This is a genomic window from Sphingomonas aurea, assembly GCF_030678875.1.
Classification (GTDB): Bacteria; Pseudomonadota; Alphaproteobacteria; order Sphingomonadales; family Sphingomonadaceae; genus Sphingomonas; species Sphingomonas aurea.
Genome location: NZ_JAUUDS010000003.1, coordinates 294902 through 317083, shown reverse-complemented (window position 1 = coordinate 317083; position 22182 = coordinate 294902). Strand labels below are relative to the sequence as shown.

General features: G+C 69.7%; 17 protein-coding genes, 2 tRNA genes and 1 pseudogene. 4 read left to right on the top strand and 16 right to left on the bottom strand.

The window, feature by feature from the left end; translation table 11 throughout:
* Positions 1-639: Y-family DNA polymerase (locus tag Q5H91_RS09445; RefSeq protein WP_305173132.1), on the bottom strand; the 639-nt coding region annotated here is incomplete at its 3' end.
* On the bottom strand, positions 548-1348 hold the full coding sequence (locus tag Q5H91_RS09440; protein ID WP_305173131.1) for a hypothetical protein: 801 nt from the start codon (positions 1346-1348) through the stop codon (positions 548-550). The genes Q5H91_RS09445 and Q5H91_RS09440, both read right to left, overlap by 92 nt.
* 189 nt (positions 1349-1537) lie before the next feature.
* Between Q5H91_RS09440 and Q5H91_RS09435 the strand changes: the two genes are divergently transcribed.
* Positions 1538-1612: transfer RNA gene (locus Q5H91_RS09435), tRNA-Gly, on the top strand.
* A gap of 212 nt (positions 1613-1824) precedes the next feature.
* Here the strand turns inward: Q5H91_RS09435 and Q5H91_RS09430 are convergent.
* The 4 genes from Q5H91_RS09430 to Q5H91_RS09415 all read right to left on the bottom strand — a co-directional run bounded on the left by Q5H91_RS09430 (position 1825) and on the right by Q5H91_RS09415 (position 5745).
* Complete coding sequence (locus Q5H91_RS09430; RefSeq protein WP_305173130.1) at positions 1825-4788, bottom strand: TonB-dependent receptor domain-containing protein; 2964 nt, start codon at positions 4786-4788, stop codon at positions 1825-1827.
* 246 nt (positions 4789-5034) lie between these two features.
* The gene (locus tag Q5H91_RS09425) at positions 5035-5265 is read right to left on the bottom strand and encodes a hypothetical protein (RefSeq protein ID WP_305173129.1); all 231 of its coding nucleotides are present in this window, start codon (positions 5263-5265) and stop codon (positions 5035-5037) included.
* Complete coding sequence (locus Q5H91_RS09420) at positions 5258-5629, bottom strand: hypothetical protein (protein ID WP_305173128.1); 372 nt, start codon at positions 5627-5629, stop codon at positions 5258-5260. The genes Q5H91_RS09425 and Q5H91_RS09420 overlap by 8 nt, the downstream gene beginning before the upstream one ends.
* Positions 5630-5669: 40 nt before the next feature.
* Positions 5670-5745, bottom strand: a tRNA-Thr gene (locus Q5H91_RS09415).
* A gap of 149 nt (positions 5746-5894) precedes the next feature.
* Between Q5H91_RS09415 and Q5H91_RS09410 the strand changes: the two genes are divergently transcribed.
* Together Q5H91_RS09410 and Q5H91_RS09405 are read left to right on the top strand one after the other, a co-directional pair.
* Positions 5895-7139, top strand: a complete 1245-nt coding sequence (locus Q5H91_RS09410; RefSeq protein ID WP_305173127.1) for a PAS domain-containing protein — start codon at positions 5895-5897, stop codon at positions 7137-7139.
* Positions 7140-7198: 59 nt separating this feature from the next.
* On the top strand, positions 7199-11803 hold the full coding sequence (locus Q5H91_RS09405) for an NAD-glutamate dehydrogenase domain-containing protein (RefSeq protein WP_305173126.1): 4605 nt from the start codon (positions 7199-7201) through the stop codon (positions 11801-11803).
* Between the two features lie 193 nt (positions 11804-11996).
* Here Q5H91_RS09405 and Q5H91_RS09400 read toward each other — a convergent pair whose 3' ends face one another.
* The 6 genes and pseudogenes from Q5H91_RS09400 to hisG all read right to left on the bottom strand — a co-directional run bounded on the left by Q5H91_RS09400 (position 11997) and on the right by hisG (position 18680).
* The gene (locus Q5H91_RS09400) at positions 11997-13124 is read right to left on the bottom strand and encodes a PepSY-associated TM helix domain-containing protein (RefSeq protein WP_305173125.1); all 1128 of its coding nucleotides are present in this window, start codon (positions 13122-13124) and stop codon (positions 11997-11999) included.
* A 67-nt stretch (positions 13125-13191) separates the two neighbouring features.
* Positions 13192-13875 carry a Fe2+-dependent dioxygenase gene (locus Q5H91_RS09395; protein ID WP_305173124.1) on the bottom strand — a complete coding sequence of 228 codons (684 nt, stop codon included), beginning with the start codon at positions 13873-13875 and terminating at the stop codon, positions 13192-13194.
* A gap of 67 nt (positions 13876-13942) precedes the next feature.
* Positions 13943-16396: pseudogene (locus Q5H91_RS09390) on the bottom strand (TonB-dependent receptor).
* Between the two features lie 54 nt (positions 16397-16450).
* Positions 16451-16729: a ribbon-helix-helix domain-containing protein gene (locus Q5H91_RS09385; protein WP_305173150.1), complete on the bottom strand. Its 279-nt coding sequence runs from the start codon at positions 16727-16729 to the stop codon at positions 16451-16453.
* Positions 16726-18021 (bottom strand): histidinol dehydrogenase, encoded by a 1296-nt coding sequence (hisD, locus tag Q5H91_RS09380; RefSeq protein ID WP_305173123.1) that lies wholly within the window; start codon positions 18019-18021, stop codon positions 16726-16728. The genes Q5H91_RS09385 and hisD overlap by 4 nt, the downstream gene beginning before the upstream one ends.
* The gene (hisG, locus tag Q5H91_RS09375) at positions 18018-18680 is read right to left on the bottom strand and encodes an ATP phosphoribosyltransferase (RefSeq protein ID WP_305173122.1); all 663 of its coding nucleotides are present in this window, start codon (positions 18678-18680) and stop codon (positions 18018-18020) included. The genes hisD and hisG overlap by 4 nt, the downstream gene beginning before the upstream one ends.
* Before the next feature lie 59 nt (positions 18681-18739).
* Here hisG and Q5H91_RS09370 point away from each other — a divergent pair, with 59 nt between their 5' ends.
* Positions 18740-19843 (top strand): DUF2332 domain-containing protein, encoded by a 1104-nt coding sequence (locus Q5H91_RS09370; protein WP_305173121.1) that lies wholly within the window; start codon positions 18740-18742, stop codon positions 19841-19843.
* On the opposite strand, the gene Q5H91_RS09365 is transcribed toward Q5H91_RS09370, so the two are convergent.
* Genes Q5H91_RS09365 through Q5H91_RS09350 form a run of 4 tightly spaced genes read right to left on the bottom strand, consistent with a single transcriptional unit; the run spans position 19840 to position 22153 of the window.
* Positions 19840-20715: an alpha/beta fold hydrolase gene (locus tag Q5H91_RS09365; protein WP_305173120.1), complete on the bottom strand. Its 876-nt coding sequence runs from the start codon at positions 20713-20715 to the stop codon at positions 19840-19842. The two genes, Q5H91_RS09370 and Q5H91_RS09365, sit on opposite strands and share 4 nt — an antisense overlap.
* Positions 20712-21161 carry an NUDIX hydrolase gene (locus Q5H91_RS09360; RefSeq protein WP_305173119.1) on the bottom strand — a complete coding sequence of 150 codons (450 nt, stop codon included), beginning with the start codon at positions 21159-21161 and terminating at the stop codon, positions 20712-20714. Before Q5H91_RS09360 ends, Q5H91_RS09365 begins: the two co-directional genes overlap by 4 nt.
* Positions 21158-21865, bottom strand: a complete 708-nt coding sequence (locus Q5H91_RS09355) for a glutathione S-transferase (RefSeq protein WP_305173118.1) — start codon at positions 21863-21865, stop codon at positions 21158-21160. The genes Q5H91_RS09360 and Q5H91_RS09355 overlap by 4 nt, the downstream gene beginning before the upstream one ends.
* Positions 21866-22153: a BolA family protein gene (locus Q5H91_RS09350; protein WP_305173117.1), complete on the bottom strand. Its 288-nt coding sequence runs from the start codon at positions 22151-22153 to the stop codon at positions 21866-21868.
* Positions 22154-22182: the final 29 nt, after the last annotated feature.

Sequence of the window (22182 nt, the reverse complement as noted above, 5' to 3'; positions counted from 1 at the left end):
GCCGAAGCGTGCCGCCACCGTCGCCAGCGGGCGCGCCATCACGTCGCCAACCGTCTTCAGCCCGGCGCGCGCCAGTGCGGCGCTGTCCTCGGCCTCCAGCCCCAGCGCGGCGACCGGCAGGCGGCGGACCGCGCCGCGCTCGTCGGGCGCCGGCGCGCCGGCATAGCGGGCGAGCGCGTGCGCGATCTCTGCGGTGTCGCCGAAGGCATGGCGGACCAGCACGCCGCGCCGCGCGAACCGTCCCTCGACATCCGCAGCCAGCATCCGCTCGCCCTCGAACGCGTGGGTACAGCCGGCGATGTCGAGCAGCAGCGCATCGGGGGGATGGGTGGCGACGACCGGCGTGTAGCGCTGGCAGCTCGCCGCCAGCCGGTCGAGCCAGTCGAAATCGGCGCCGGCATCGTGCGCGAACACCTCCAGCGCCGGCAGCTGTGCGCGCGCATCGGCCAGCGTCATTCCCGGCCGCAGCCCCAGCACCGTCGCCGAGCGGTCGAGCGCGGCCAGCCGCACCGCCCCGCCGACCGTCTCGACCAGCGCGACCGGCGCCTCATCCCGCCCGACGAACAGGTGCGGCCGGTCGCTGCGCAGCCGCTCGATCGGCAGCCAGGGGAAGACCAGCGCCAGATAGCGGCGCGGCATCGTGCGGGAGGACGCCGCCTGCCGTGTCGGCACCTTCCGGGGGGACAAAGCATCGCGCATCACGGTTCCACTCCACTCGCCCGCGCCACCCGGCGGGGCCGCCACGGCGGCGCAGGCATTCGATCTCGAAGGCGGGTCCGCCCGGCGCGTCGGCGGCCAGCGCGGTCGATCCGGCGGCGGCGACGCGCCAGCGGCTGGCGGCGGCGCTCGGCACCGGGTCGGCGCCCAGCCGCACGCTGAGCACGGTGACGCCCGACGCCTCCGCCCCCAGCATCAGCCGGCGCGTCGCGGTCAGGTCCAGCCCGGGCGCGAGGCCCCAGCTCTCGATCAGGACGGTGCCGACCCCGGCGCAGCGCGCGGCGTCGGCGGCGGTGCGCAGCAGCGCGGGCTCGTCCGCGGTCACCACCAGCATCAGCGCGGATGGCGGCAGGCCGAGTTCGGCGAGCCCGCCCGCCAGCGTCCGCCCCGCCTGCCGCTCCGCCGCCTCCGTCCGGATCCACAGGAGCGGCAGCGCCGCCGCGGCGAGCGCCAGCGCGACCGAGAAGCCGGTCGCCGCCGCTGCATCCGCTGCCTCACCGGCATAGACCTCGTGCAGCTGCCCGCGCGTCAGCCCCTGGCCGTACCACGCCCCCTCCGCTACCGGCGCCGCCGCCCCTGGCGCGCCGCCGCCACCGGCGGCGATGCGCCGCCCCTGGCGCGCCGCCGCCACCGGCGGCGATGCGCCGCAGTTCGGCGAGGAGGGCAGGCGATTCGCTCATTATGTTCTTGTAATGTTCCAACAAGCGAGTCGCCAAGCGTAAAAATCGACAAAGGGTGCTTGCAGCCTGTCCAAGTGGCTGCTAGTGGCCGCGCCTCACCCAGCCGGTGGCTTCAACAGCCGCCGGAACATGGCGCCAGAGCGGGCGTAGCTCAGGGGTAGAGCACAACCTTGCCAAGGTTGGGGTCGAGGGTTCGAATCCCTTCGCCCGCTCCAGTTTTCAGACAGATATGCATCGTGTGACCGCCTCCCTTGTCGGGGCGGATCGGCACGCCGTGCATCCTTGTGCCACGCCGATTTTCACTCGGCCGGCTGCTCTCTCCTACATGATACCGGGCGATGCTGCGCCGCTCGGGCGGTTTCGAGCCGGCAACGAAAAAGGGCCCCGGTCACCCGGAGCCCTCCTTTCGTCATGACGGCCGAAGCGATCAGAACTTGATATTGGCATTCGCGAAGAACGACCGGCCGACATAGTCGTAGCCCGAATAGAGCGGCGCGTTTCCGACGGTCGTAAAGCCGATGGCGCTGATCCGCGGCGGTGCCTTGTTCAGCAGGTTGCGGACGCCGAAGGTGAACTGGTAGATCTTCTGCACGTTGAACTGAACCGACAGCGAATGGAGGAAATAGTCGTTCGCCTCCAGGAAATAGCTGTCCTTGTAATCCTGTACCAGATCCGGATCGCTCACGCCGGTCAGATTGTCGAACGCGAAATAGTCGTAGGTGCGATGGTGGTCGCCATCGATCCAGTCCAGACCGTAACGGAAGGTGACGCCGTCATAGGTATAGGTGGCGTCGAAATTGCCGACCCAGTTGGGCGCGGTGACGATGCCGTTGGCGTCGGTCAGGAACTCCTCGGGGAAGAGGCGGGTCGACTGCTCGGTATAGTGGGTGACGTTGGCGTTCAGGATGAAACGTCCGCCGAACAGATCGCGGGCATAGCGGCCGTTGAACTCATATCCCTTCACGATGTTCTCGGACAGGTTCACGAAGCTGCTCGTGACGGTCAGCGCCTGGTTGGCATCGCGCTGCACGAAGCGGCAGAACCCTGCGGTCGGATCGAAGTTCGCGTTGCTGTAGCAGCGGCTCAGGATGGTTCCGCCGTCGAGATCCGACACGCCGTTCTTCACCTTGACGTCGAAATAATCGAGCGACAGCGACAGCGAGCCGACGCTCTCGGGCAGGCGGGGGCTGACGACCGCACCGACTGTCCAGTTGGTCGAGGTCTCGGCACTCAGCCCCGCCTCGGCGCCACCGACGCGGAACGAGGTGATGCCGTTGCGCTGCTCGAAATCCGCCGGCAGGCCGATCGCGGCGCAGTTGCGGGCGATGATCTGCTGGTTGGGCGACTGATCGGCCGCGACGGGCAGGGCGCTGCACGGATCGCTGTTGGTCGGCAGGAACCCGCTGGTCGCCCCTAGGAACTGCTCGGCCAGCGCCGGCGCGCGGTACGAGGTGCCATAGCTGCCACGGAAGCCGAAGCCGCGGAACGGCTCCCACTCGGCGGCGACCTTGTAGGTCGTGTCCGACCCGTAGGACGCATAGTCGGTATAGCGCGCCGAGCCGGTCAGGTTCAGCCGGTGGAAGAACGGCCGGTCGGACAGGATCGGCAGGAAGATCTCGCCGAACACTTCCTTCACATTGTCCTTGCCGACCGTCGGCGTGGCGGCGGTCAGGCCGAACAGATTGCCGTTGATCGAGTTCAGGTCAGGCTGGTCGTTGATGCTCTGGCGACGATGCTCGACACCCAGCGCCAGCTGCGCGTCGCCGCCGGGCAGCGCGAAGACCGGGCCGTCGATGTTGAACGCATAGGTCGTCTCGCGGAACTGCGTCTTCCCGATCGTATTCTGGACGATGTAGTTGCGGAACGCCGCCGGCAGATTGCCGCCGATCACGTCGGCCGTCAGCGCCGGCGCCGCGACGCAGGTCGGGTTGGCCGCGGCGGTGGCGCAGCTGAACGTGCCGTTGGCGTTGGCGACGACGTTCAGCGAGTTCGCCAGCCGGTCGGTCAGGAAGGACTCGCCCTCGGACGTGCCGTCGTTCCACGACTTGCCGACATAGGCGTCGTAGCGCCATTTCGGCAGGAAGAAGTCGCCGCGGATACCGCCCGATGCGCGTACATAGTCCACCGTCTGGCGCGCCTGGGTCAGGCCATAGCCGATGAACGCACGCGCTGCGATATTCTGCCCGCTCGACGTGTTGGTCGGGTTGGCGAACAGGCCGCCGCGAAGATCAGCGGGGAGCAGCGGGTTGCCCTGCAGATAGTCGAGCGACAGCTGGCGATAGAGGGGAGCCGACGATTTGCGGCGGGTGGCGAGCAGCTCGGCATAGATCTCGGCATTGCCAAGGCCGTCGAGCTTGTAGCTGCCCGACATTAAGCCCGTATAGGTCTTCACGCCGGTGATGAGCGGCTCGCGCTCCTGGTTGAAGTCGAACGTGTCGCGGTCATAGGTGCCGACGCCAAGATAGCCGGGGAACGGCCCGGTGGTGACACCCGGCGCGGGCACGAAGCGGTTGAACCGGCCGACCACGCCGCTGGTCCGCCCGATCGCGTTGCGGGTCGGCAGGCCGAGCGTGTTGATCGTCACGCCGCCATTGTCGAGCGTGAAGCAGGCGCGGGGATCGTCGGGCGAGAAATTGTCGCCCGAGCCGAAGGCCGAACCCTCGCCGTCCAGGAAGCCGCCGATCGGGCAGTTGAAGAACGGCACGTCGCGGCGCGCGAGCGAGTCGCGCTTGCGATATTCCAGCGAGCCGATCAGGCTGAGCCGGTCGGCCTGGACGCCGAAGGTCGCGGCCACGCGGCGGTCAATGCCGGCGCCGACCTGCGGGATGTTGGTCTGCGCGTCGAGACGCAGGCCGGTCAGCGCCTTGTCGGTGATGATGTTGACGACGCCGGCGATCGCGTCCGATCCATAAACCGACGACGCGCCCGCCTTCAGCACCTCGATGCGGTCGATGATCGCGGTCGGCAGAACGTTGAGGTCGGCGGCGACCACCGATCCGCGCGTGCCGCCCGGCGCCAGACGGCGGCCGTTGAGCAGGATCAGCGTCCGTGCCGGACCCAGGCCACGCAGGCCCAGCGTGTTGGCGCCGGTGCCGCCATCGGTGACGAAGCCGCCATAGGCGTTGTTGATCTGGCCGGTGCCCTGCGTAACGGCATTGCTCTGCAGCGCGTCGGTGGCGCTGTTGAACCCGGCCTGGGTGATCTCGTCCTTGCCGATCACGGTCAGCGGCTCGGCCACCGAATATTCGTCATGCCGAATGCGCGAGTCGGGGACGACGATCTCGCCGCCGCCCACCTCGGTTCCAGCCGACGGACTCGTCGGCGATTGCGGGTTCTTCGCATCGTCGGGAACCTGGGTCGGATCGGGGCTCGGCGTCTCCTGTGCCCACACGGGCGCGGCGCAAGCGACAGCGAGCGGCGAAACGGCGCATACAAACGGAAAAACTTTTCCTAATGCCCCTATGGCTTAGCCCGACCCGAGCGCCTGGCATATAAAATGCCGGAGAAGGCCCCCTCATCAAGGACTTCATGACAAATCAGAAATTATTTGTCATTTGCGACATATATATAATGCTGACTTATTTGCAGCCCGGCTCTGGGAGGGCAAGGGCGACATCCAATGGCGAGTGCGGGGGCCTCAGCCCCAAGGGCCTCTGCGAGTAGGCTCGCTGTCGTTCGGTTCCGGTTGCTCGGTTGGAAGCCGATGACGATCACGGTACAAGGTCCGCAGGATTGTCGCGAGGTCGGCTTCGGTCAGTCCCGACGCCTGATCAATCAGCGCCCCGCTCGGGATCGGCAAGGTGAAAGCCGACAATCTGTTGCAGGCAGCGCCGAGTTCCGGGTCGGCCGCATCGTCGAAATCAGCCATCGATGTCCCCTGCCGTCACGGACTTGGCAGGCGCCCGCAGCCGAGAGGCAAGCGCCAGCCCTGCAACCAGTTGTACGACGCCATATCCGCGCCGCCGACCCGGCCTGCCACCGAACGGCCGCACCAGATTATCCACGATTACGAAGCGTGAGCGCCATAATTCGACATGCCGCGTCGGCTGCAGGATACCGAGCAGCCCGTCGCCGATCATGAACACCGCGGCCATCTCGGCGGTGCGACGCATCGCAACCTGTCGATCACCACTGTCCATGACAGCCTCCCTGGCAAACCCCATCGACACCGATGAAGACACATCACGCCAGAACGCGCGCCGGAAACCTTGTGTCCGATCGAGAACCGCCATGCGCGTCACGCGGTGTTTGCAGATCGATGTTTCGTGGAAGTGGTGCCGCTTACAGGACTCGAACCTGTGACCCCCGCATTACGAATGCGATGCTCTACCAGCTGAGCTAAAGCGGCGTGCCGGTCCGGCGATGCCGGTGAGGGTGGGCGATTATCAGCGGACGGGCGTGCTGACAAGCGGCTGCGTGTCGGGGCGGCGATTTACGTCTCGTTTACCACGGATGGTCCACAAGGCGGCTTGGACGATGCAGGATCAGACGGGGCCGATGGACATGCGTCATGACGCGGAAGTGCTGGAGCTCGACGCCGAAGACGCGATCGATGACGGCGGCGATGGCGCGCTGTTCGAGCTGGGCGGCGACGAGCGGCGGATGCACGTCCGTGCCTATAATCACTGGGTTTCGCTGCTGAAGGGGCGGCCCTTTCCGGCGATCGCCGACCTTGATCCCGCGCGCGCGGCCGATTTCGGATCGAACGGCGTGCTGCTCGACTTCGCGCAGGACGTCGAGGATCCCGCGATCGTCTATCTGGGCGATCGGCTGGCACAGGAATGTGCGCTGGGCGGACCGATCGCGCGGGTCGGCGACGTGCCGCCGCGCTCGCTGCTGTCGCGCCTGACCGACCATCACCTGCAGATCATCGCCAACCGCGCACCCGTCGGTTTCGAGGCGGAATTCGTCAGTACGCGCGGCTCGACTACGCTGTATCGCGGCATCCTGATGCCCTTCTCGTCGAGCGACGCGGACACGATCGACTTCATCTACGGCGTCATAAACTGGAAGGAGATCGCCGATCCGGCGGTCCAGGCCAGCCTGGGCGCCGAGCTGGCGGCGGCGGTGCGCGAAACGCCGGCCGCTCCCGTGGTCGAGGCGCCGGTCTGGGCCGATGGTCCGGGTGCCGACACGGTCGGGTCGGAGGCGGTGGCGCTGCCCGAGGGTACACTGGCCGACGCGCTGATGATGGCGCGCGAGACCGCCGCGGCGGTACGGGCCGCCGACACGCGCAGTCGCGCCGCACTCTACCGCGCGCTCGGCCGCGCACATGATTTCGCGCTGGCGGCCGATGCCGACCAGGACGGGTATCAGCGGCTGGTGGCGGAGGCGGGGATCGCGATCCAGCCGCGCGCGCCGATGACCCCGGTGGTGAAGCTGGTCTTCGGCGCCGATTACGACAAGACCCGCCTCACCGAGTTCGCCGCCGTGCTGGGCCATGCCCGTCGCCATGGCATCGCGGTCGGCCGGCTGCCCAATTTCCTCGAAGGGTTCGAGGGCGGGATCAAGGCGATCGTCGCCGCCGAGCGCGACGCACGTCGCCCGGTCACCGCGCGTCCGGCGACCACGCCGGCCCTGGCCGAGCGGGCGGTGATCGCCCGCCTGCCGCTGGCGATCGAGTCGGCCGCCCCCGGCGATGCGGTGGTGCTGGTCGCGCGGATGGGAGCGGACGGGGTGCTCGACATCGTCGGCAGCGTCGCCGATGCCGGGCTGGCGGAGCGTGTGCTGAAGCGCGGCTGATCGGCCGTAACCCGCCCACAAGCCTTGAGAAGCCAGTCCGCCGGGCGCATACGGCGCGCATGGAGAAGGATAACATCACCGCCGCGCTCGCCGATCGTCTGACGGTCGGCGCGCTGCCCGGCGAGCTGCGCGATTTCGGCCCGACAGAGGCCCTCGCCGCCGCCCGCTTCGCCGCCGCGGCTGCCGAGCAGCGCGTGCCTGGCCAGCCCGCCATCGCGCTGGAGCCGATCGCCGCCGACGACGTCCGCCGCCGGATGCGGGTCGCGATCATCAACGACGACATGCCGTTCCTGGTCGATTCGGTCGCCGCGACGATCACCGGCCGCGACATCGCGATCGATCGGATCATCCACCCCGTGGTGCCCGTCACCCGTGACGGCGAGGGGCGGCTGACCGCGATCGGCGAGGGGCCGGCGCGCGAATCGATGATCTATCTGGAGGTCGAGCGGGCCGACGCGCGCGAGCGGCGCGACCTGCTCGCCGACCTTGCCGCCGCGCTCGCCGACGTACGCGCCGCGGTCGCCGACTGGGAGGCGCTGAAGCGGGCGCTGGCGCAGGACGCCGATGCGCTCTGGTCGGGTGAGGGGGCGGCGCTGCTCCGCTGGTTCCTCGACGGCAAGCTGACCCTGCTGGGCCATGAACGCTGGCACCGCGAGCGCGGCACGCTCGACGCACTGGGCATCGCGCGCAATCCGCAGCCGCGCCCGATCCTGGCCGACGGCTCGCGCAAGCTGGCGATGGAATGGTTCGAACGGGCGGCGGAGCGCGGCTGGCAGCCGCCGCTGCTGCTGAAGTCCAACCTGATCGCCAGCGTGCACCGGGCGGTGCCGATCGATCTGGTGGTGATGCCCCTTCGCGAGGGCGGGGTGGTGACCGGCCTGTCGATCCATATGGGCCTGTGGACCTCTGCCGCGCTCGCGACCGAGCCGCGCGCGGTGCCGATGCTGCGCGCGCGGCTGGCGGCGCTGGAGGAGAAGTTCGGCTTCGATCCGCGTGGCCATGCCGGCAAGGCGTTGACCCACGCGCTGACCGCGCTGCCGCACGACATCGTCGTGGCGCTCGACGCGGACCGGCTGGAGCAGCTGGCGCTGGCCGCCATGTCGATCGCCGACCGGCCGCGTCCAGCGCTGGTGCTGGTCCCGTCGCCGCTGGGGCGCCACCTGTTCGCCTTCGTCTGGTTGCCGCGTGACGAGGTGACCGCCGGGCGCCGCGCCGCGATCGCGGCGATGCTGGCGGAGGCGGCGGGCGCCGACGTGCTCAACTGGTCGATCGCGCTGGAGGACGGGCAGGTCGCGCTGATCCGCTACATGCTCGAACCTCGCGGCCGCGGCCGGCCGCTGCCCGATGTCGAGGCGCTGGGCGGGCGGCTGGAGCGGATGGTGCGCGGCTGGGTGCCCGATGTCGAGGCGGCGCTGGCCGAGATCGTGCCCGCGCCCCGCGCGGCGCGGCTGGCGCTGCGCTGGGCCGACGCCTTCCCGCCCAATTACCGCAATGTCACCGACGCGAGCGAGGCGGCGAGCGACGTGCTGCGGCTGTCCGCGCTCGATGGTGGCGAGGGGCGCGGGGTGCGGATCCTGCCGGCGGTCGAGGGTGAGGACCGCCAGCTGAAGATCTACAAGCTGGGCGGCGCGCTGGCGCTGTCCGACGCGGTGCCGGTGCTGGAGAATTTCGGCTTCCGCGTCATCGGCGAGCTGCCGACCCGGCTGCGCGATGCAAGCGACGCCTTCGTCCACGACTTCGTCGTCGATGCTGCAGGCGTCGCCGGCAGCGATGCCGGCGTGCTGGAGGGCGCGATCGCCGCGGTGCTGGAAGGGCGTGCGGAGAATGACGAGTTCAACCGCCTGATCGTCGAGGTGGGGCTGGCGCCAGACGCGGTCGTGCTGCTGCGCGCCTGGTTCCGCTATCTGCGCCAGGCCGGGCTTCCCTACGGCCTGTCGACCGTGGTCGACGCGCTGCGCCGCGCGCCCGACGTCGCCCGCGCGCTGATCGATCGCTTCGCCGCGGCGCACGGCCCGGCAGGGGGCGGCATCGAGGTGGCGGACGCCGCGCTCGACACGGGGCTCGACGCCGTCTCGGCGATCGACGACGACCGCGTGCTGCGCGCCTATCGCAGCTTCGTCGAGGCGTGCCTGCGCACCAACGCCTATGCGCCGGCGGGCGCGGAGGCGCTGGCGTTCAAGCTCGACAGCCACCTGATCCCGGGCCTGCCGGCGCCGCTGCCGTGGCGAGAGGTGTGGGTCTATAGCCCCCGCGTCGAGGGCATCCACCTGCGCGCCGGCCCGGTCGCGCGCGGCGGGCTGCGCTGGTCCGACCGGCGCGACGATTTCCGTACCGAGATCCTTGGCCTGATGAAGGCGCAGCGGGTCAAGAACGCGGTAATCGTGCCGACCGGCGCGAAGGGCGGCTTCTATCCCAAGCTGCTGCCGTCGCCCGCGGTGGATCGCGACGCCTGGCTGGCGGAGGGGACGGAGAGCTACCGCGTCTTTATCCGCGCGCTGCTGTCGATCACCGACAACATCGTCGACGGCGCGGTGACACACCCGGCGGATGTGCGCGTGCTGGACGGCGACGATCCCTATTTCGTCGTCGCCGCCGACAAGGGTACGGCGACCTTCAGCGACGTCGCCAACGCGCTGGCGCTGGAGCGTGGCTTCTGGCTGGGCGATGCTTTCGCCAGCGGCGGCTCGCAGGGGTACGACCACAAGGCGATGGGCATCACCGCCAAGGGCGCCTGGGTTTCGGTCCAGCGCCATTTCGCCGAGCGTGGGGTGGACGTGCAGACGGACCCGATCACCGTCGTCGGCTGCGGCGACATGTCGGGCGACGTGTTCGGCAACGGCATGCTGCTGTCCGAATCGATCCGGCTGGTCGCGGCGTTCGACCACCGCCACATCTTCCTCGACCCGAACCCGGATGCGGCGACCTCCTATGCCGAGCGCGCGCGCCTGTTCGCACTGCCGCGCTCGTCCTGGGCGGACTATGCCGCGCCGGTGTCGGCCGGCGGTGGCGTACATAGCCGCGCCGCCAAGTCGATCGCGATCACGCCCGAGGTGGGCGCCGCGCTGGGGATCGACGCGACCAGCCTTGAGCCCGCGGCGCTGATCTCCGCGATCCTGCGCGCCCCCGCCGACCTGCTCTGGTTCGGCGGCATCGGCACCTATGTGAAGGCGTCGTCGGAGAACAACGCCGCGGTCGGCGATCCCGCCAACGACCGGCTGCGCGTCGATGCCGAGGAGCTGCGCGTCACCGCGATCGGCGAGGGCGCCAATCTGGGCGTCACCCAGGCCGCGCGCATCGCGTTCAGTGCTGCCGGCGGGCGGATCAACACCGACTTCATCGACAATTCGGCTGGCGTCGACTGTTCGGACAACGAGGTCAACATCAAGATCGCGCTGAACCGCGAGATGAACGAGGGGCGGTTGGCCGAGGCGGACCGCAACGTCCTGCTCGCCAGCATGACCGACGACGTGTCGCGCCTGGTGCTGGAGGACAATCGCCTCCAGACGCTCGCGCTGTCGATCGCAGAGCGGGGCGGGGCGACCGCGATGCCGCGTTACGTCCGCGCGATCGAGACGTTCGAGGCGGCCGGGCGGCTCGACCGCCGGGTCGAGGGGCTGGCCGGCAACCAGGAGCTGCTGCGCCGCGGCCAGGACGGGCGCGGGCTGACCCGACCGGAGCTGGCGGTGCTGCTGGCGACCGCCAAGCTGGCGCTGCAGGACGCGATCGAGCAGAGCGGGCTGGGGCTGGACGAGGCGCTGCTGCCCGACCTGCAAGCCGCCTTCCCGCCGGCGATGCGCGAGCGGTTCGGCCGCGCCATCGACGAACACCGGCTGCGCGGTGAGATCGTCGCGACCAAGCTCGCCAACCGTCTCGTCAACCGGCTCGGCATCCTGCTGCCGTTCGAGCTGGCGGAGGAGGAGGGCGTCGATCTGGCCGATATCGCGGGCATGTTCGTGGTGGCGGAGCGGCTCTTCGGGCTCGACGCGCTGTGGGCGGATATCGAGGCGACGACGATGCCGGAGCCGGCACGGCTGGCGCTGTTCGACGAGGTCGCGCTGGCCGCCCGCTCGCACGTCGCCGATCTCGTCCGGATCGGTCGTGGCGAGGGCGGCATTGCCGCGGTCGTCGCGCGGGTCGGGCAGGGCATCGCCACACTCGACCGCCAGACCGAGACGCTGCTGCTGGAAGAGGCGCGTGCCGGCAGTGCCCGCATCGCCGCGCACCTGCGCGAGGCGGGGGCGCCTGACGCCATCGCCACCCGCGTGGTCCGTCTCTTCGAGCTGGACGGGGTGGTCGGGCTCGCCGATCTGGGCGTCCAGCTGGGCATCGGCGAGGAGGCGCTGACCCGCGCCTACACCCGGCTGGGTCAGGCGCTGGGGCTCGACTGGGCGCAGGCGCATGCGGCGCGACTGGCGCCGGCCGACCCTTGGGAGCGGCTGCTCGTCGCCGGTCTGGTCCGCGACTTCGAGCAGCTGCGGCTCGACTTCCTCGCGCGCCGGGCGGGTGCCGATCCGCAAGGTGCGGTCGAGGTGTGGCTGGCGGACAATGCCGCCCGCGTCGGCCAGTTCACCACGATCATCGACCGTGCCCGGCACGCCGCCGCGCCGAGCACGGCGATGCTGGCGCAGGTCGCTGGCCAGGCACGCGTGCTGCTGGGGCGGTAGGGAGAAGGGGGAGTGTGGAGGACGCTTAGGGGCTGCATACGCCCCGATGACGACCGCCGCTCGTCCTCGACGCCAATCCCCTTCGTCATGCCGGGTTGGTCCCGGCATCCACCGGGCCGCACATGCTCAAGCCGCTGTTCTTGCGGGACAGTGGATGCCGGGACCAGCCCGGCATGACGGTAGAGGTATCGGCTTAAGCCTTCGCCCGCTGCTTGGCGGCGAGTTCGGCTTTCCAGCCGCGAGCGCGCCACCACATGATGATGCCGGTGATCGCCAGCACCGCCGGCAGGATGCCGCCGATGAAGATCACCACCTGCCAGACGATCCCCATGCCGTCGCCGTCATGGATGCGGCGCATCAGCCGCGCGACTCCGCCCTGCGGCCCGCCCGCACCGGCCGCGGCGGGGGTGGCGGTGCCCGTATCGTCGGCGACCTTGATGCTCAGCGGCGCGCCCCCGCCGGCGAAAGTCACCGTCCAGTCGGGACTCTTGTCGGTCGGCCACGCGATGCTGCGCAGCGTCGCGCCGCCAGCCAGCGGCTGCGCCTCGCGCAGCACGGTCGCGACCGACTGGGCGGGGCGGGCGAGCGGCTGGGCGCGCATCATCCCGCCGCGATCGGGCCCGCGCTGCGGCCCGCCCTGACCGGTCAGCCCGGCGAAGAAGGCGGGAAAGCTGATCCACGCGCCGGTCAGCGACAGGATGAACAGCGGCAACGCGACCCAGAAGCCCATCAGGTAATGGAGGTTGGTGTCGGTGTTGCGGTGCCGCCGCCAGCGCAGCCCGCGCGCCCATCGGCCGACCGTCGGCCACCACAGCCACAGACCGGTGAAGCACGACACCATCATCGCCACGCCGATCCAACCGACGATCGTCCGCCCGACGCCCGGTACCTGCAGGCTGCCGTGGAGGACATGGAGGAAGCGGACCAGCCCCGCGCGGCTCGACGCGACGTCGAGTACCCGGGCGGTCGGCGGGTCGAGATAGATCGCTGTGCGCTGCGGCGGACCGCCCTGCGGGCGCGCGCCCGGCGCAGGTGCGGCGGCGGCGCTGACGACGACGGGGCCGTCATGCTCGGGCATTGCCAGCTGCGCGATGCGCTCGCCCGGCTTCAGCGCGGGCTCGGCCGCAGCGGTGTAGGCGTCAGGACCGAGCAGGGTCGTGCCGCTGGTCGCGAAGCGCGCGGGGTTGACCACCCGATCGAGTGCGTCGTGCCAGACCAGCGCCGCACCGCTCAACGAGATCGGCACGATCAGGATCGCCAGGATCAGCCCGATCCACTTATGGACCTGAAACCAGGTCCGGCGCCACGCCAGCTTGCTCATGATCGTCCCCGCATCTACCCCGCTTCGCCTGTGCACGGCGCGCTATTGCAAGTCAATCGCACAGATGTCAGGCGTCGGCCCAGCGGCGCAGCAGATTGTGGTATACGCCGGTCAGCTGCACCACCGCCGCGTCACCTTGGCCCCGGTCGGTCGCGACTGCCTGGATCGCGCGGTCCAGCTCGAACAGGGTCCGCCGCTCGCCGTCGTCGCGGACCATCGACTGGAGCCAGAAGAAGCTCGCCGTCCGCACGCCCCGGGTGACGGGCGTGACCCGGTGCAGGCTGGAGGCGGGATAGAGGACGAGGTGACCGGCGGGCAGCTTGACCGCCTGCGGCCCGAACTGGTCCTCGATCACCAGCTCGCCACCGTCATAGCTGGCGGGATCGTCGAGGAAGAGCGTCGCCGACAGGTCGGAGCGGATCCGGAAATCGGTGCCGCGCTTCATCCGGATGGCGTTGTCGACGTGAAGCCCGAAATCCTGCCCGCCGGCGTAGCGGTTGAACAGCGGCGGAAACACCTTGAGCGGCAGGGCTGCGGCGACGAACAGCGGCGAGCGGCCGAGCGCGTCGAGCACCAGTCCGCCCGCCTCCCGCGCAGGCACGCCGTCCTCGGGCAGTTGCTGGTTGCGCTTGGCGAGCGCCGCCTGCGGGCCAGAGGTGACGTTGCCGTCGACCCACTCTGCCGCGTCGATCAGCGCGCGGACCCGCGCCACGCCGGGGGCATCGAGGACATCGGGAATGGCGATCAGCATGGCATGGCCCTCACGTCTTCTCCCCGCCCCGCCTCCGGGGGGAGCGGACGGGGAGAAGTAGCAGACGTCAGAAGCTGTAGAACAGGCTGAAGACCGCCTGGCGGCCTTCGCCCGGTGCCGCCCAGCCGTTGTTGCGGATCGAGGTGTAATATTTCTCGTCGGTGAAGTTCTGCACGTTGACTTGCGCAGTCAGCCCGTTGGCGAAGCTGTAGGCGAGATAGGCGCGGTGGATCAGATAATCGTCCGAGCGGAACTGCGTCGGCGCGGCGAGGCTGGCGGCGTTCAGCGCGAAGCTGCCCTGGTAGGTGAGGCCGTAGCCGACCTCCAGGCCAAACGGCAGCTTGTAGGTGGTGAACAGGCTGCCCGAATGCTTGGGCGTCTGCACGAACAGCGTGCCGCGCTGCGGATCGGGGACGGCGGCCGAATTGCCGCAGGTTGTGCTCGGCACCGCGAGGCAGCGATCGGAGATCGCCTGCAGGATCTCGCCGTCAAGATAGGTGTAATTGGCAAAGATCGTCCATGCGTGGGTGACGTTGCCCGATGCGCCGAGCGCGATGCCGTCCACCCGGCTGCGACCGTCGAGCACCTGGGTCGCCGTCGGCAGCGCCGGATCGTTCGACGCGACGCGGAAGTTGGTGCGCTCGTTGCGGAACACGGCCGCCGTGAGTTCGAGGCGGCGATCGAACAATCCGGCCTTTATCCCGGCCTCGTAGTTCTTCGCGGTTTCCGGCGCGACCTGGCAGGGGTCGAATATCTGCGTCTGACCGCCGATGACCTGCGAGGTCTGCGCGCCGCATCCCAGGCGTACCGTCGCCGAGGACGGCGTCTTGGCATTGCCATAGCCTGCGTAGATGCTGACATTCCGCACCGGATGAGCCACCGCGCCGATCCGGTAGGAAAACAGCCGTTAGTCGCTGCGCTGCGGCGCTTGCTGCGCGGCGGTCAGCGGGACCGTGCCCGGTGGCACCACGGCCAGCGGCAGCGCGCGGAAACGGGCTTGCTGGGTTTCCCAGCGGACGCCGCCATTCAGCTCGAAATAGCGACCCAGTTCCAGCGTGTCGAAGGCATAAACCGCGACATTGGTGGTTGTGGACTTGGACTGCGCGGTCACCGTGCGATTGATCGGGCCGGTATAGACGGTGTTCGGGTCGCCGATGCTGATCGGCGGCAGGATCAGCGCCTGCCCCGCGGCATTGCGGATCAGCGATGCGGTGGTGATCGCATAATCCTCCGTCGACGCCGACATGCCGATGTTCGCGACGTTGCGGACGCCGCCCTTCTCGCCTGTCTCCAGGCGGATATCGGTCTGGTTAACCAGCAGCTGATTGACCTGCTCTCGGATGAGGCCGCGCGGGCCGTTCGGCTGGAAGAAGCCGGCAGCGACCGGAATGGTCACGGAGCTTGTGCCCGGGCGATAGACACCGCCCGCGTCGACGACGTTGGAGAAGGTAGCGGTACATGCTCCGCCGGTCGGCGTGCGATTGGTTGCAGCCAGGCAATACGTGCCCTGCGGCGCGCTGGTGACGCTGTCCTGGCCGACACGCTGCCAGCGGATCAGATTGCGCACCGACAGATGCGCGTCGACCTGATGACGGAACGTCGCCGTGAAGCGGTCGACGGTCGTATCCTGGCGGTCGAGGTTGACGATGCCGAAATAGTCGCTGCTATCGACGCCCGGCAGTGCGCCATCGTACAGCGCGTTCTTGTAATAGGGCACACCATAGATCGGCGTATTGTTGTCGCGCTGGTGGACATAGGCGAGCGTCAGGCTGGTCGGCCCGTCGACCCCGATCGTCACCGACGGGGCGATGCCCCAGCGCTTGTACTTCTCGACATCGCGGCCGGGTACGTCGTTGTGGTGGTAGGCGGCGTTGAGGCGGACGGCCACCAGGTCCGATACGCGTGTGTTGGCGTCGATCGCCCCCCGGTAATAGGCATCGGTGCCGACCGATCCCTGCACGATCGTCAGATCCTCGGGCCGCGGTTCCTTGGTGACGAGGTTGATCGTGCCGCCGACGCTGCCCGATCCGTTGAAGACCGAATTGGCGCCGTTATACACTTCGATCTGCTGGATGTTGAACGGGTCGGTGCGGCTGTACTGCGCGCTGTCGCGGATGCCGTCGATGGTGATGTCGTTGTTCGCCGAATAGCCGCGCAGGTTGATGCTGTCGCCATAGCCGCCGCCACCCTCGCCGGCGCCGAAGGTGATGCCGGGAATGGTCTGGAGCGCGTCGCGGAGCGTCTGGAGGTTCTGCTTGCGGAGCACCTGGTCGCTGATGACGGTGATCGTCTGCGGCGTATCGAGCAGGGCGGAGGTCGCCTTCGGGCTCTCGACGGTGGCGGGCGCCGCCTCTGCCGTACCGGTGACGATGATGTCGTCGCGCGCGACGTCGCGCTTGCCGTCCTGCGGGTCGGCGGGTGCGCTGGCGGGAACGACGTCGGCCGGCGCGGCGGCGGCTGGTGCGGTCGCCAGGAAGCCGACGCACGAGAGAGCGATGAACGAAGCGGACGATGTGGACACTGTAACCCCCCTTGTTGGGAGGCCGGCTAATGAGAGTCGTTCGCACTGTCAACGCTATTGCGAGTGACTTTCATCAATGTCGCAGTTTGTGTCAAGAAACAGCCATGTTCTTAACGCACTGGCCAGATTGGGTGGATCGTCTTCGCGGATGCGCAGCGCATCGATCTGCGCGACCAGTGCCGACAGCGGCAGGGCGCGCGCCGCCGCCGCCGCCTCCAGCGCGGTCCAGAACACGGGTTCCAGGCTGATCGAGGTCTGGTGCCCGGCGATCGTGATCGACCGCTTTACCGGGCCGACAAAGCCGCCGGGCGGCCGATCGATCGTCCGGCTCAGCGGTTGGTCCTGAGCCGGAGTGCCACCGAGCGTGCGTGCGCGGGCAGCCCCTCCGCCTCGGCCAGGGCGATCGTCGCGGGACCGAGTTCGGCGAGCGCGGTTTCGTCCAGCCCCAGGAAGCTGGTACGCTTCATGAAGTCGAGCACCGACAATCCGCTGGCGAAGCGCGCGCGCCGGCCGGTCGGCAGGACGTGGTTGGGCCCGGCGACATAGTCGCCGATCGCCTCGGGCGTGTGGCGGCCCAGGAACACGCTGCCGGCGTGGCGTACGCGGGCGAACAGCGTGTCGGGATCGTCGACGGCAAGCTGGAGATGCTCGGGCGCGAGCCGGTCGACCAGCGGCATCGCCTCGGCCAGCGACGCGACGGTGACGATCGCGCCGTTCGCCTCCCATGCCTGCCGCGCCACCGTGCCGGTGGCGAGCGTATCCAGCTGACGCTCGACCGCCGCCGCGACCGCGTCGGCGAAGACCGCATCATCGGTAAACAGGATCGACTGGGTGACGGTATCGTGTTCGGCCTGGCTCAACAGGTCGGCGGCGATCCACTCGGGATCGTTGGCCGCGTCGGCGACGACGACGATCTCCGACGGTCCCGCCACCATGTCGATGCCGACGACGCCGTAGAGCTGGCGCTTGGCCTCCGCGACCCAGGCATTGCCCGGGCCGGTGACGACATCGACCGGCGCGATCGGCCCGGCGCCATAGGCGAGCGCCGCCACCGCCTGCGCGCCACCGATGCGCCACACCTCATCCACGCCCGCGAGATGCGCGGCGGCGAGGACCAGCGGGTTGATCTGTCCATCGGGCGTCGGCGTAACCATCGCCAGTCGCCGCACGCCCGCCACCTTGGCCGGGATCGCGTTCATCAGCAGCGACGAGGGATAGGCGGCGCGACCGCCCGGCACGTAGAGCCCCGCCGCGTCGACCGCCGACCAGCGCGCGCCCAGCCGCACCCCGGCTTCGTCGCGCCAGTCGCTGTCGACCGGTTTCTGCCGCTCGTGATAGGCGCGGATGCGCGCGGCGGCGAGATCGAGCGCGGTGCGCAGTCCCGGCTCCAGCGCGTCATAGGCGGCGGCGCAGGTCGCCGGCTCGATCCCCCAGCCGGTTTCCGCCAGGTCGTGCCGGTCGAGCCGCAGCGTCAGCTCTGCCACCGCCGCCTCGCCATGCTGCCGCACGTCGGCGACGATCGCCGCGACATCGCGCGTCACATCGGCGGAGGACTCGCGCCGCGCGTCGACCAGCGCGGTGAAGGCTTGGGCGAAGCCGGCGGCCGCGGCGTCGAGCCGGATCATGCCGCAAGCCGCTCCACCACCGCGCGGCGGAATCCCTCGACCAGCGGCACGACGTCGTCGCGCGTCTTCATCGCGGCACGGTTGACGACCAGTCGGCTGGTCACGTCCATGATCCGCTCCACCTCGACCAGCCCGTTCTCCTTCAGCGTCCGGCCCGAGGAGACGAGGTCGACGATCCGCGGCGCCAGACCCAGTGTCGGGGCCAGCTCCATCGCGCCGTTCAGCTTGACGCACTCGGCCTGCACGCCGCGCCGGGCGAAATGGGCGGCGGTGACATGCGGATATTTGGTGGCGACACGGACATGGCTCCACCCCCGCGGATCGTCGCGCTCCGCCAGTTCGGCAGGCTCGGCGACCGACAGGCGGCAATGGCCGATGGACAGGTCTACGGGCGCGTACAGCTCCGAATAGTCGAACTCGGCCAGCACGTCCGACCCGACGATGCCCAGCTGCGCGGCGCCGTGCGCGACGAAGGTGGCTACATCGAACGCGCGCACCCGGATCAGCTCGATTCCCGCCACATCGGTGGCAAAGCGCAGCGCGCGGCTGTTCTCGTCGGAGAAGGCCGGTTCGGGCCGGACGCCGGCGGCGGCGAGCAGCGGCAGCGCCTCTGCCAGGATGCGCCCCTTGGGCACGGCGATGATGAGGGGAGCGGGCACGGGGCGGGCTTTACTGATGGGCCGCAGAGGGTGCAACTCATGGGACGAAGGAGTCGGTGATGGCGGACGAGGCGGGCAATCGCGAGGCGTTTCGGATCCAGCGTTTCTACTGCGCGCAGATGGCGGCGCCGATCTACGCGCGGATGTGCGGGGTGATCGCCGATCGGCTGACCGCCGACAGCGAGACCGGGCGGCGGGTGCTTGGCTGGTCGGGCGAGCCGACCCGCGACGCGCTGCCGCTGCGGCTGGTCGGGGGCCTGCACGCGCTGGTGCAGGCCGGGCGTGACGCCGACCTGACACGGGTATTCGCTGGGGAGGTCACGGACGAGGAGAGGATCGCCGCCATTCTGTCGCGGGTGTTCGGCGAGCACGACGCGTGGCTGCTCCCATGGCTCGATGGGCCGCCGCAGACCAACGAACCGGGGCGTTCGGCGGCGCTGATGACCGGGCTGATGACGGTCGCGGCGCGGCACGGCCCACGGCTGGAGCTGCTGGAGATCGGATCGAGTGCGGGGCTGAACCTGCTGATCGACCGCTATCGCTTCGACCTGGGCGGCACGCTGGTCGGACCCATGGGCGCGCCGGTGATGATCCGACCCGAGTGGCGCGGCGACGCGCCCGATTTCGTGCCGCTGGCGATCGTCGGGGTGCGCGGCTGCGATATCCAGCCGCTCGATGCCACCGATCCGGCGGTGGAGGCGCGGCTCGCCGCCTATGTCTGGGCAGAGGCGCCCGAACGGCAGGCGCGGCTGCGCGCGGCGATCGCGATGCAGCGCGAGCGCGGCATCCGGCTCGACCGGGCGGACGCCGCCGACTGGGTCGAAGCACGACTGGCCGAGCCACAGCCATCGGGCGTGACGCGGGTCCTGATGCACTCGGTGGTGTGGCAGTATCTGCCGACCGCGAGCGCCGACCGCATCCGCGCGGCGATGCTGGCGGCGGGGGAACGCGCCGATGCCGATCGCCCGCTCGCCTGGGTGATGATGGAGCCCGACCGCGCCAGTGCGCGCCAGTTGGTGCAGGTCCGCAGCTGGCCCGGCGACGGCGGCTGGCAGGTGGTGGCCAGCGCCCATGCCCATGGCGCCTGGATCGAGCCGGGCGCGCCCATGACAGACGGCGAGACGATCGCGCTGCCCGACGCGGCGCTGCGCGGGGGTGCCTAGATTCCCCAATCCCGCATCGCCGCGATCACCGCCTGCGGGTTTTCCCATGGTACGAAGTGGCCGGCATCGACCTTCGTGACGGTCAGGTCGGGGACGAGCGCGTCGAGCCCCTCCAGCTGCACCGGCAGCAGCGCCTTGTCGCCCGTGCCCCACACCACCAGCGTCCGCTGCATCACCGGCGGAAAGGGCGCGTCGAGAAAGGCGGGGCGGGGCGGGTCCTCACCGGGGGCGGGCACCACGATCGAGGACGCACGATACCAGTTCAGCATCGCCGTCATCGCGCCCGGCTGCGACCATTCGTCCAGATACGCCGCCTTGTCCTCACCCGCGATCGCTTTGGTCACATGGTGCGCGAAGCTGCTGCCGAAGAACCGTTCCAGCCCCGCACCGACCAGCCCCTGGTCCAGCCCGGTATCGCGAAAGCGGGTGATGTACTGGCTGGCGGCGCGCTGGTCGGCGTCGTCGAACAGCGAGCGCTGGAAGATCAGGGGATGCGGCGCGTTGACGATCACCAGCCGCTCGATCCGGTCGGGTCGGGTCAGCGCCGCCATCCATGCGACCGCACCACCCCAGTCGTGGCCGACCAGCGTGAAGCGCCCGATCCCCAACGCATCGGCGAGTGCGATCAGGTCGCCCACGATCCTGTCGGGCGTGTAGTCCGCGACCGCCGTCGGTTTGGAAGAGCTGGCATAGCCGCGCTGGTCGGGTACGACGACGCGGTGGTCGCGGGCGAGGTCGGGGACGATGTGCCGCCAGGTCCGGTGCGACTCGGGAAAGCCGTGGAGCAGGATCACCGCCGGCGCGTCCTCCGCGCCCGCCAGCTGCACGTCGAGCTCGACACCCGTCGACAGGGCGATGCGGGTCAGCGTCACTTGGTGTCCTCCAGCAGCTGGTTGAGGTCGGCGGGAAAGATCTGCTCCGGCCAGTCGGCCAGTTCGGCGCGGGTGAACCACCGCCAGCTGTCGAGCACCTGTCGCTCCAGCTCGGTCAGCGCGCCCGCGGCGATCTCGCACGCGTCCAGGTCGATGCGGAAATAGCGCTCGTCGGCATCGACATGATCGCCCTCGAACGTCACGAACTGCACCTGCCGCCGCGCGACCTGCGCGCCGCAGTCGAGCGTCAGTCCGGTCTCCTCCCATAACTCGCGCCGCGCCGCATCCTCGTAGCTCTCGCCGTCGTCCACCTTGCCGCCCGGCGTGCACCAGAGGGGCGGGCGATCGGTCGGGGTGAAGCGGAACAGCAGCACGCGGTCGTCGCGGTCGACCATCAGGATACGCGCTGCCGGGCGGGGCAGACGGACGATCGCCTCCGCCCTCACGCCGCGTCGAGCTCGGGATAGTGGCGGAAGATGCCGTCGGTGTTGAACCCCAGCCGCCGGTCGCTGGACAGATAGGCGCGCACGCCGGGCAGGGCCGCCACCTGGTCGCGCACGCGGATCAGCCCCGGATAATCCGGCTCCAGCGTCGCCATGCGCTGTGGGAACATATAGCGCAGCCCCTCGACCAGCTGGAACAGCGAGGTGTCGGCATAGGTCCAGCGATGGTCGACCAGCCAGTCGCCCGGACCGGTCGCGATCGCCGCCTCGAAATGGCCGAAGAATTTGGGCATCCGCGCCTCGCGGAACTGCGCCGCCGCCTGTGCCGCGGCGTCGCGCTGGTCCTCGTAATAGGCGCCGACCGAAACCGGGTGGTGCACGGCGTGGACCTCGGCAACCATGTCGGCGATCGTCAGCTGCACCTGCGCCAGCCACAGCCGGTCTGCCATCGCCGAGGGGGCCAGGTCGTGGCGCTCGCCCAGGAACATCAGGATGTTGGCGACCTGTGCGATCACCAGCCCGCCGAGCACCAGATAGGGTGGCGCGAACGGCGCGCGGGCGGTGCGCGACGCCATGTCGGCGACCATCGCCTTCGCGCCCAGCTCGCGCGCGCAGTCGCGATAGGCGATGCCGGCGGCCTCCAGCGGCAGCCGCACGAACTCGCCGCGCCCCTGGATGGTCGGCCAGTACCACAGGTCATAGGTCATTCACTGTTCCCCCGGTGCTCGTGCGCGGATCGCCAGCGCGTGGATGCGGGTAGCCAACAGGTCGGCGAGCGCTTTGTTCACCAGCCGCTGCCGCGCGACCCGCGACAGGCCGGCAAAGGCGGCACTCTCTATCTCGACCGAGAAGTGCGTCTCGCCGGTGCCGTCGTCGCCCATATGGCCGCGATGCTGGGCGCTGTCGTTGGAGACGGCGAGGCGGGCGGGGGACAGCGCGTCCTCGAGCCGGCGGGCGATGAGATGGTCGAGCGGTTCGGTGGCGGTGCTGGTCATCCACCCTATATAGCCCCTTTGGATCGCCG

Coding starts and splice junctions, on each gene's coding strand:
- Q5H91_RS09425 (WP_305173129.1), bottom strand. CDS start 5,265: ATGGCTGATTTCGACGATGCGGCCGACCCGGAACTCGGCGCTGCCTGC.
- hisD (WP_305173123.1), bottom strand. CDS start 18,021: ATGATCCGGCTCGACGCCGCGGCCGCCGGCTTCGCCCAAGCCTTCACC.
- Q5H91_RS09400 (WP_305173125.1), bottom strand. CDS start 13,124: ATGAGCAAGCTGGCGTGGCGCCGGACCTGGTTTCAGGTCCATAAGTGG.
- Q5H91_RS09370 (WP_305173121.1), top strand. CDS start 18,740: ATGGCGGACGAGGCGGGCAATCGCGAGGCGTTTCGGATCCAGCGTTTC.
- Q5H91_RS09410 (WP_305173127.1), top strand. CDS start 5,895: ATGGACATGCGTCATGACGCGGAAGTGCTGGAGCTCGACGCCGAAGAC.
- Q5H91_RS09355 (WP_305173118.1), bottom strand. CDS start 21,865: ATGACCTATGACCTGTGGTACTGGCCGACCATCCAGGGGCGCGGCGAG.
- Q5H91_RS09405 (WP_305173126.1), top strand. CDS start 7,199: ATGGAGAAGGATAACATCACCGCCGCGCTCGCCGATCGTCTGACGGTC.
- Q5H91_RS09395 (WP_305173124.1), bottom strand. CDS start 13,875: ATGCTGATCGCCATTCCCGATGTCCTCGATGCCCCCGGCGTGGCGCGG.
- Q5H91_RS09420 (WP_305173128.1), bottom strand. CDS start 5,629: ATGGCGGTTCTCGATCGGACACAAGGTTTCCGGCGCGCGTTCTGGCGT.
- Q5H91_RS09350 (WP_305173117.1), bottom strand. CDS start 22,153: ATGACCAGCACCGCCACCGAACCGCTCGACCATCTCATCGCCCGCCGG.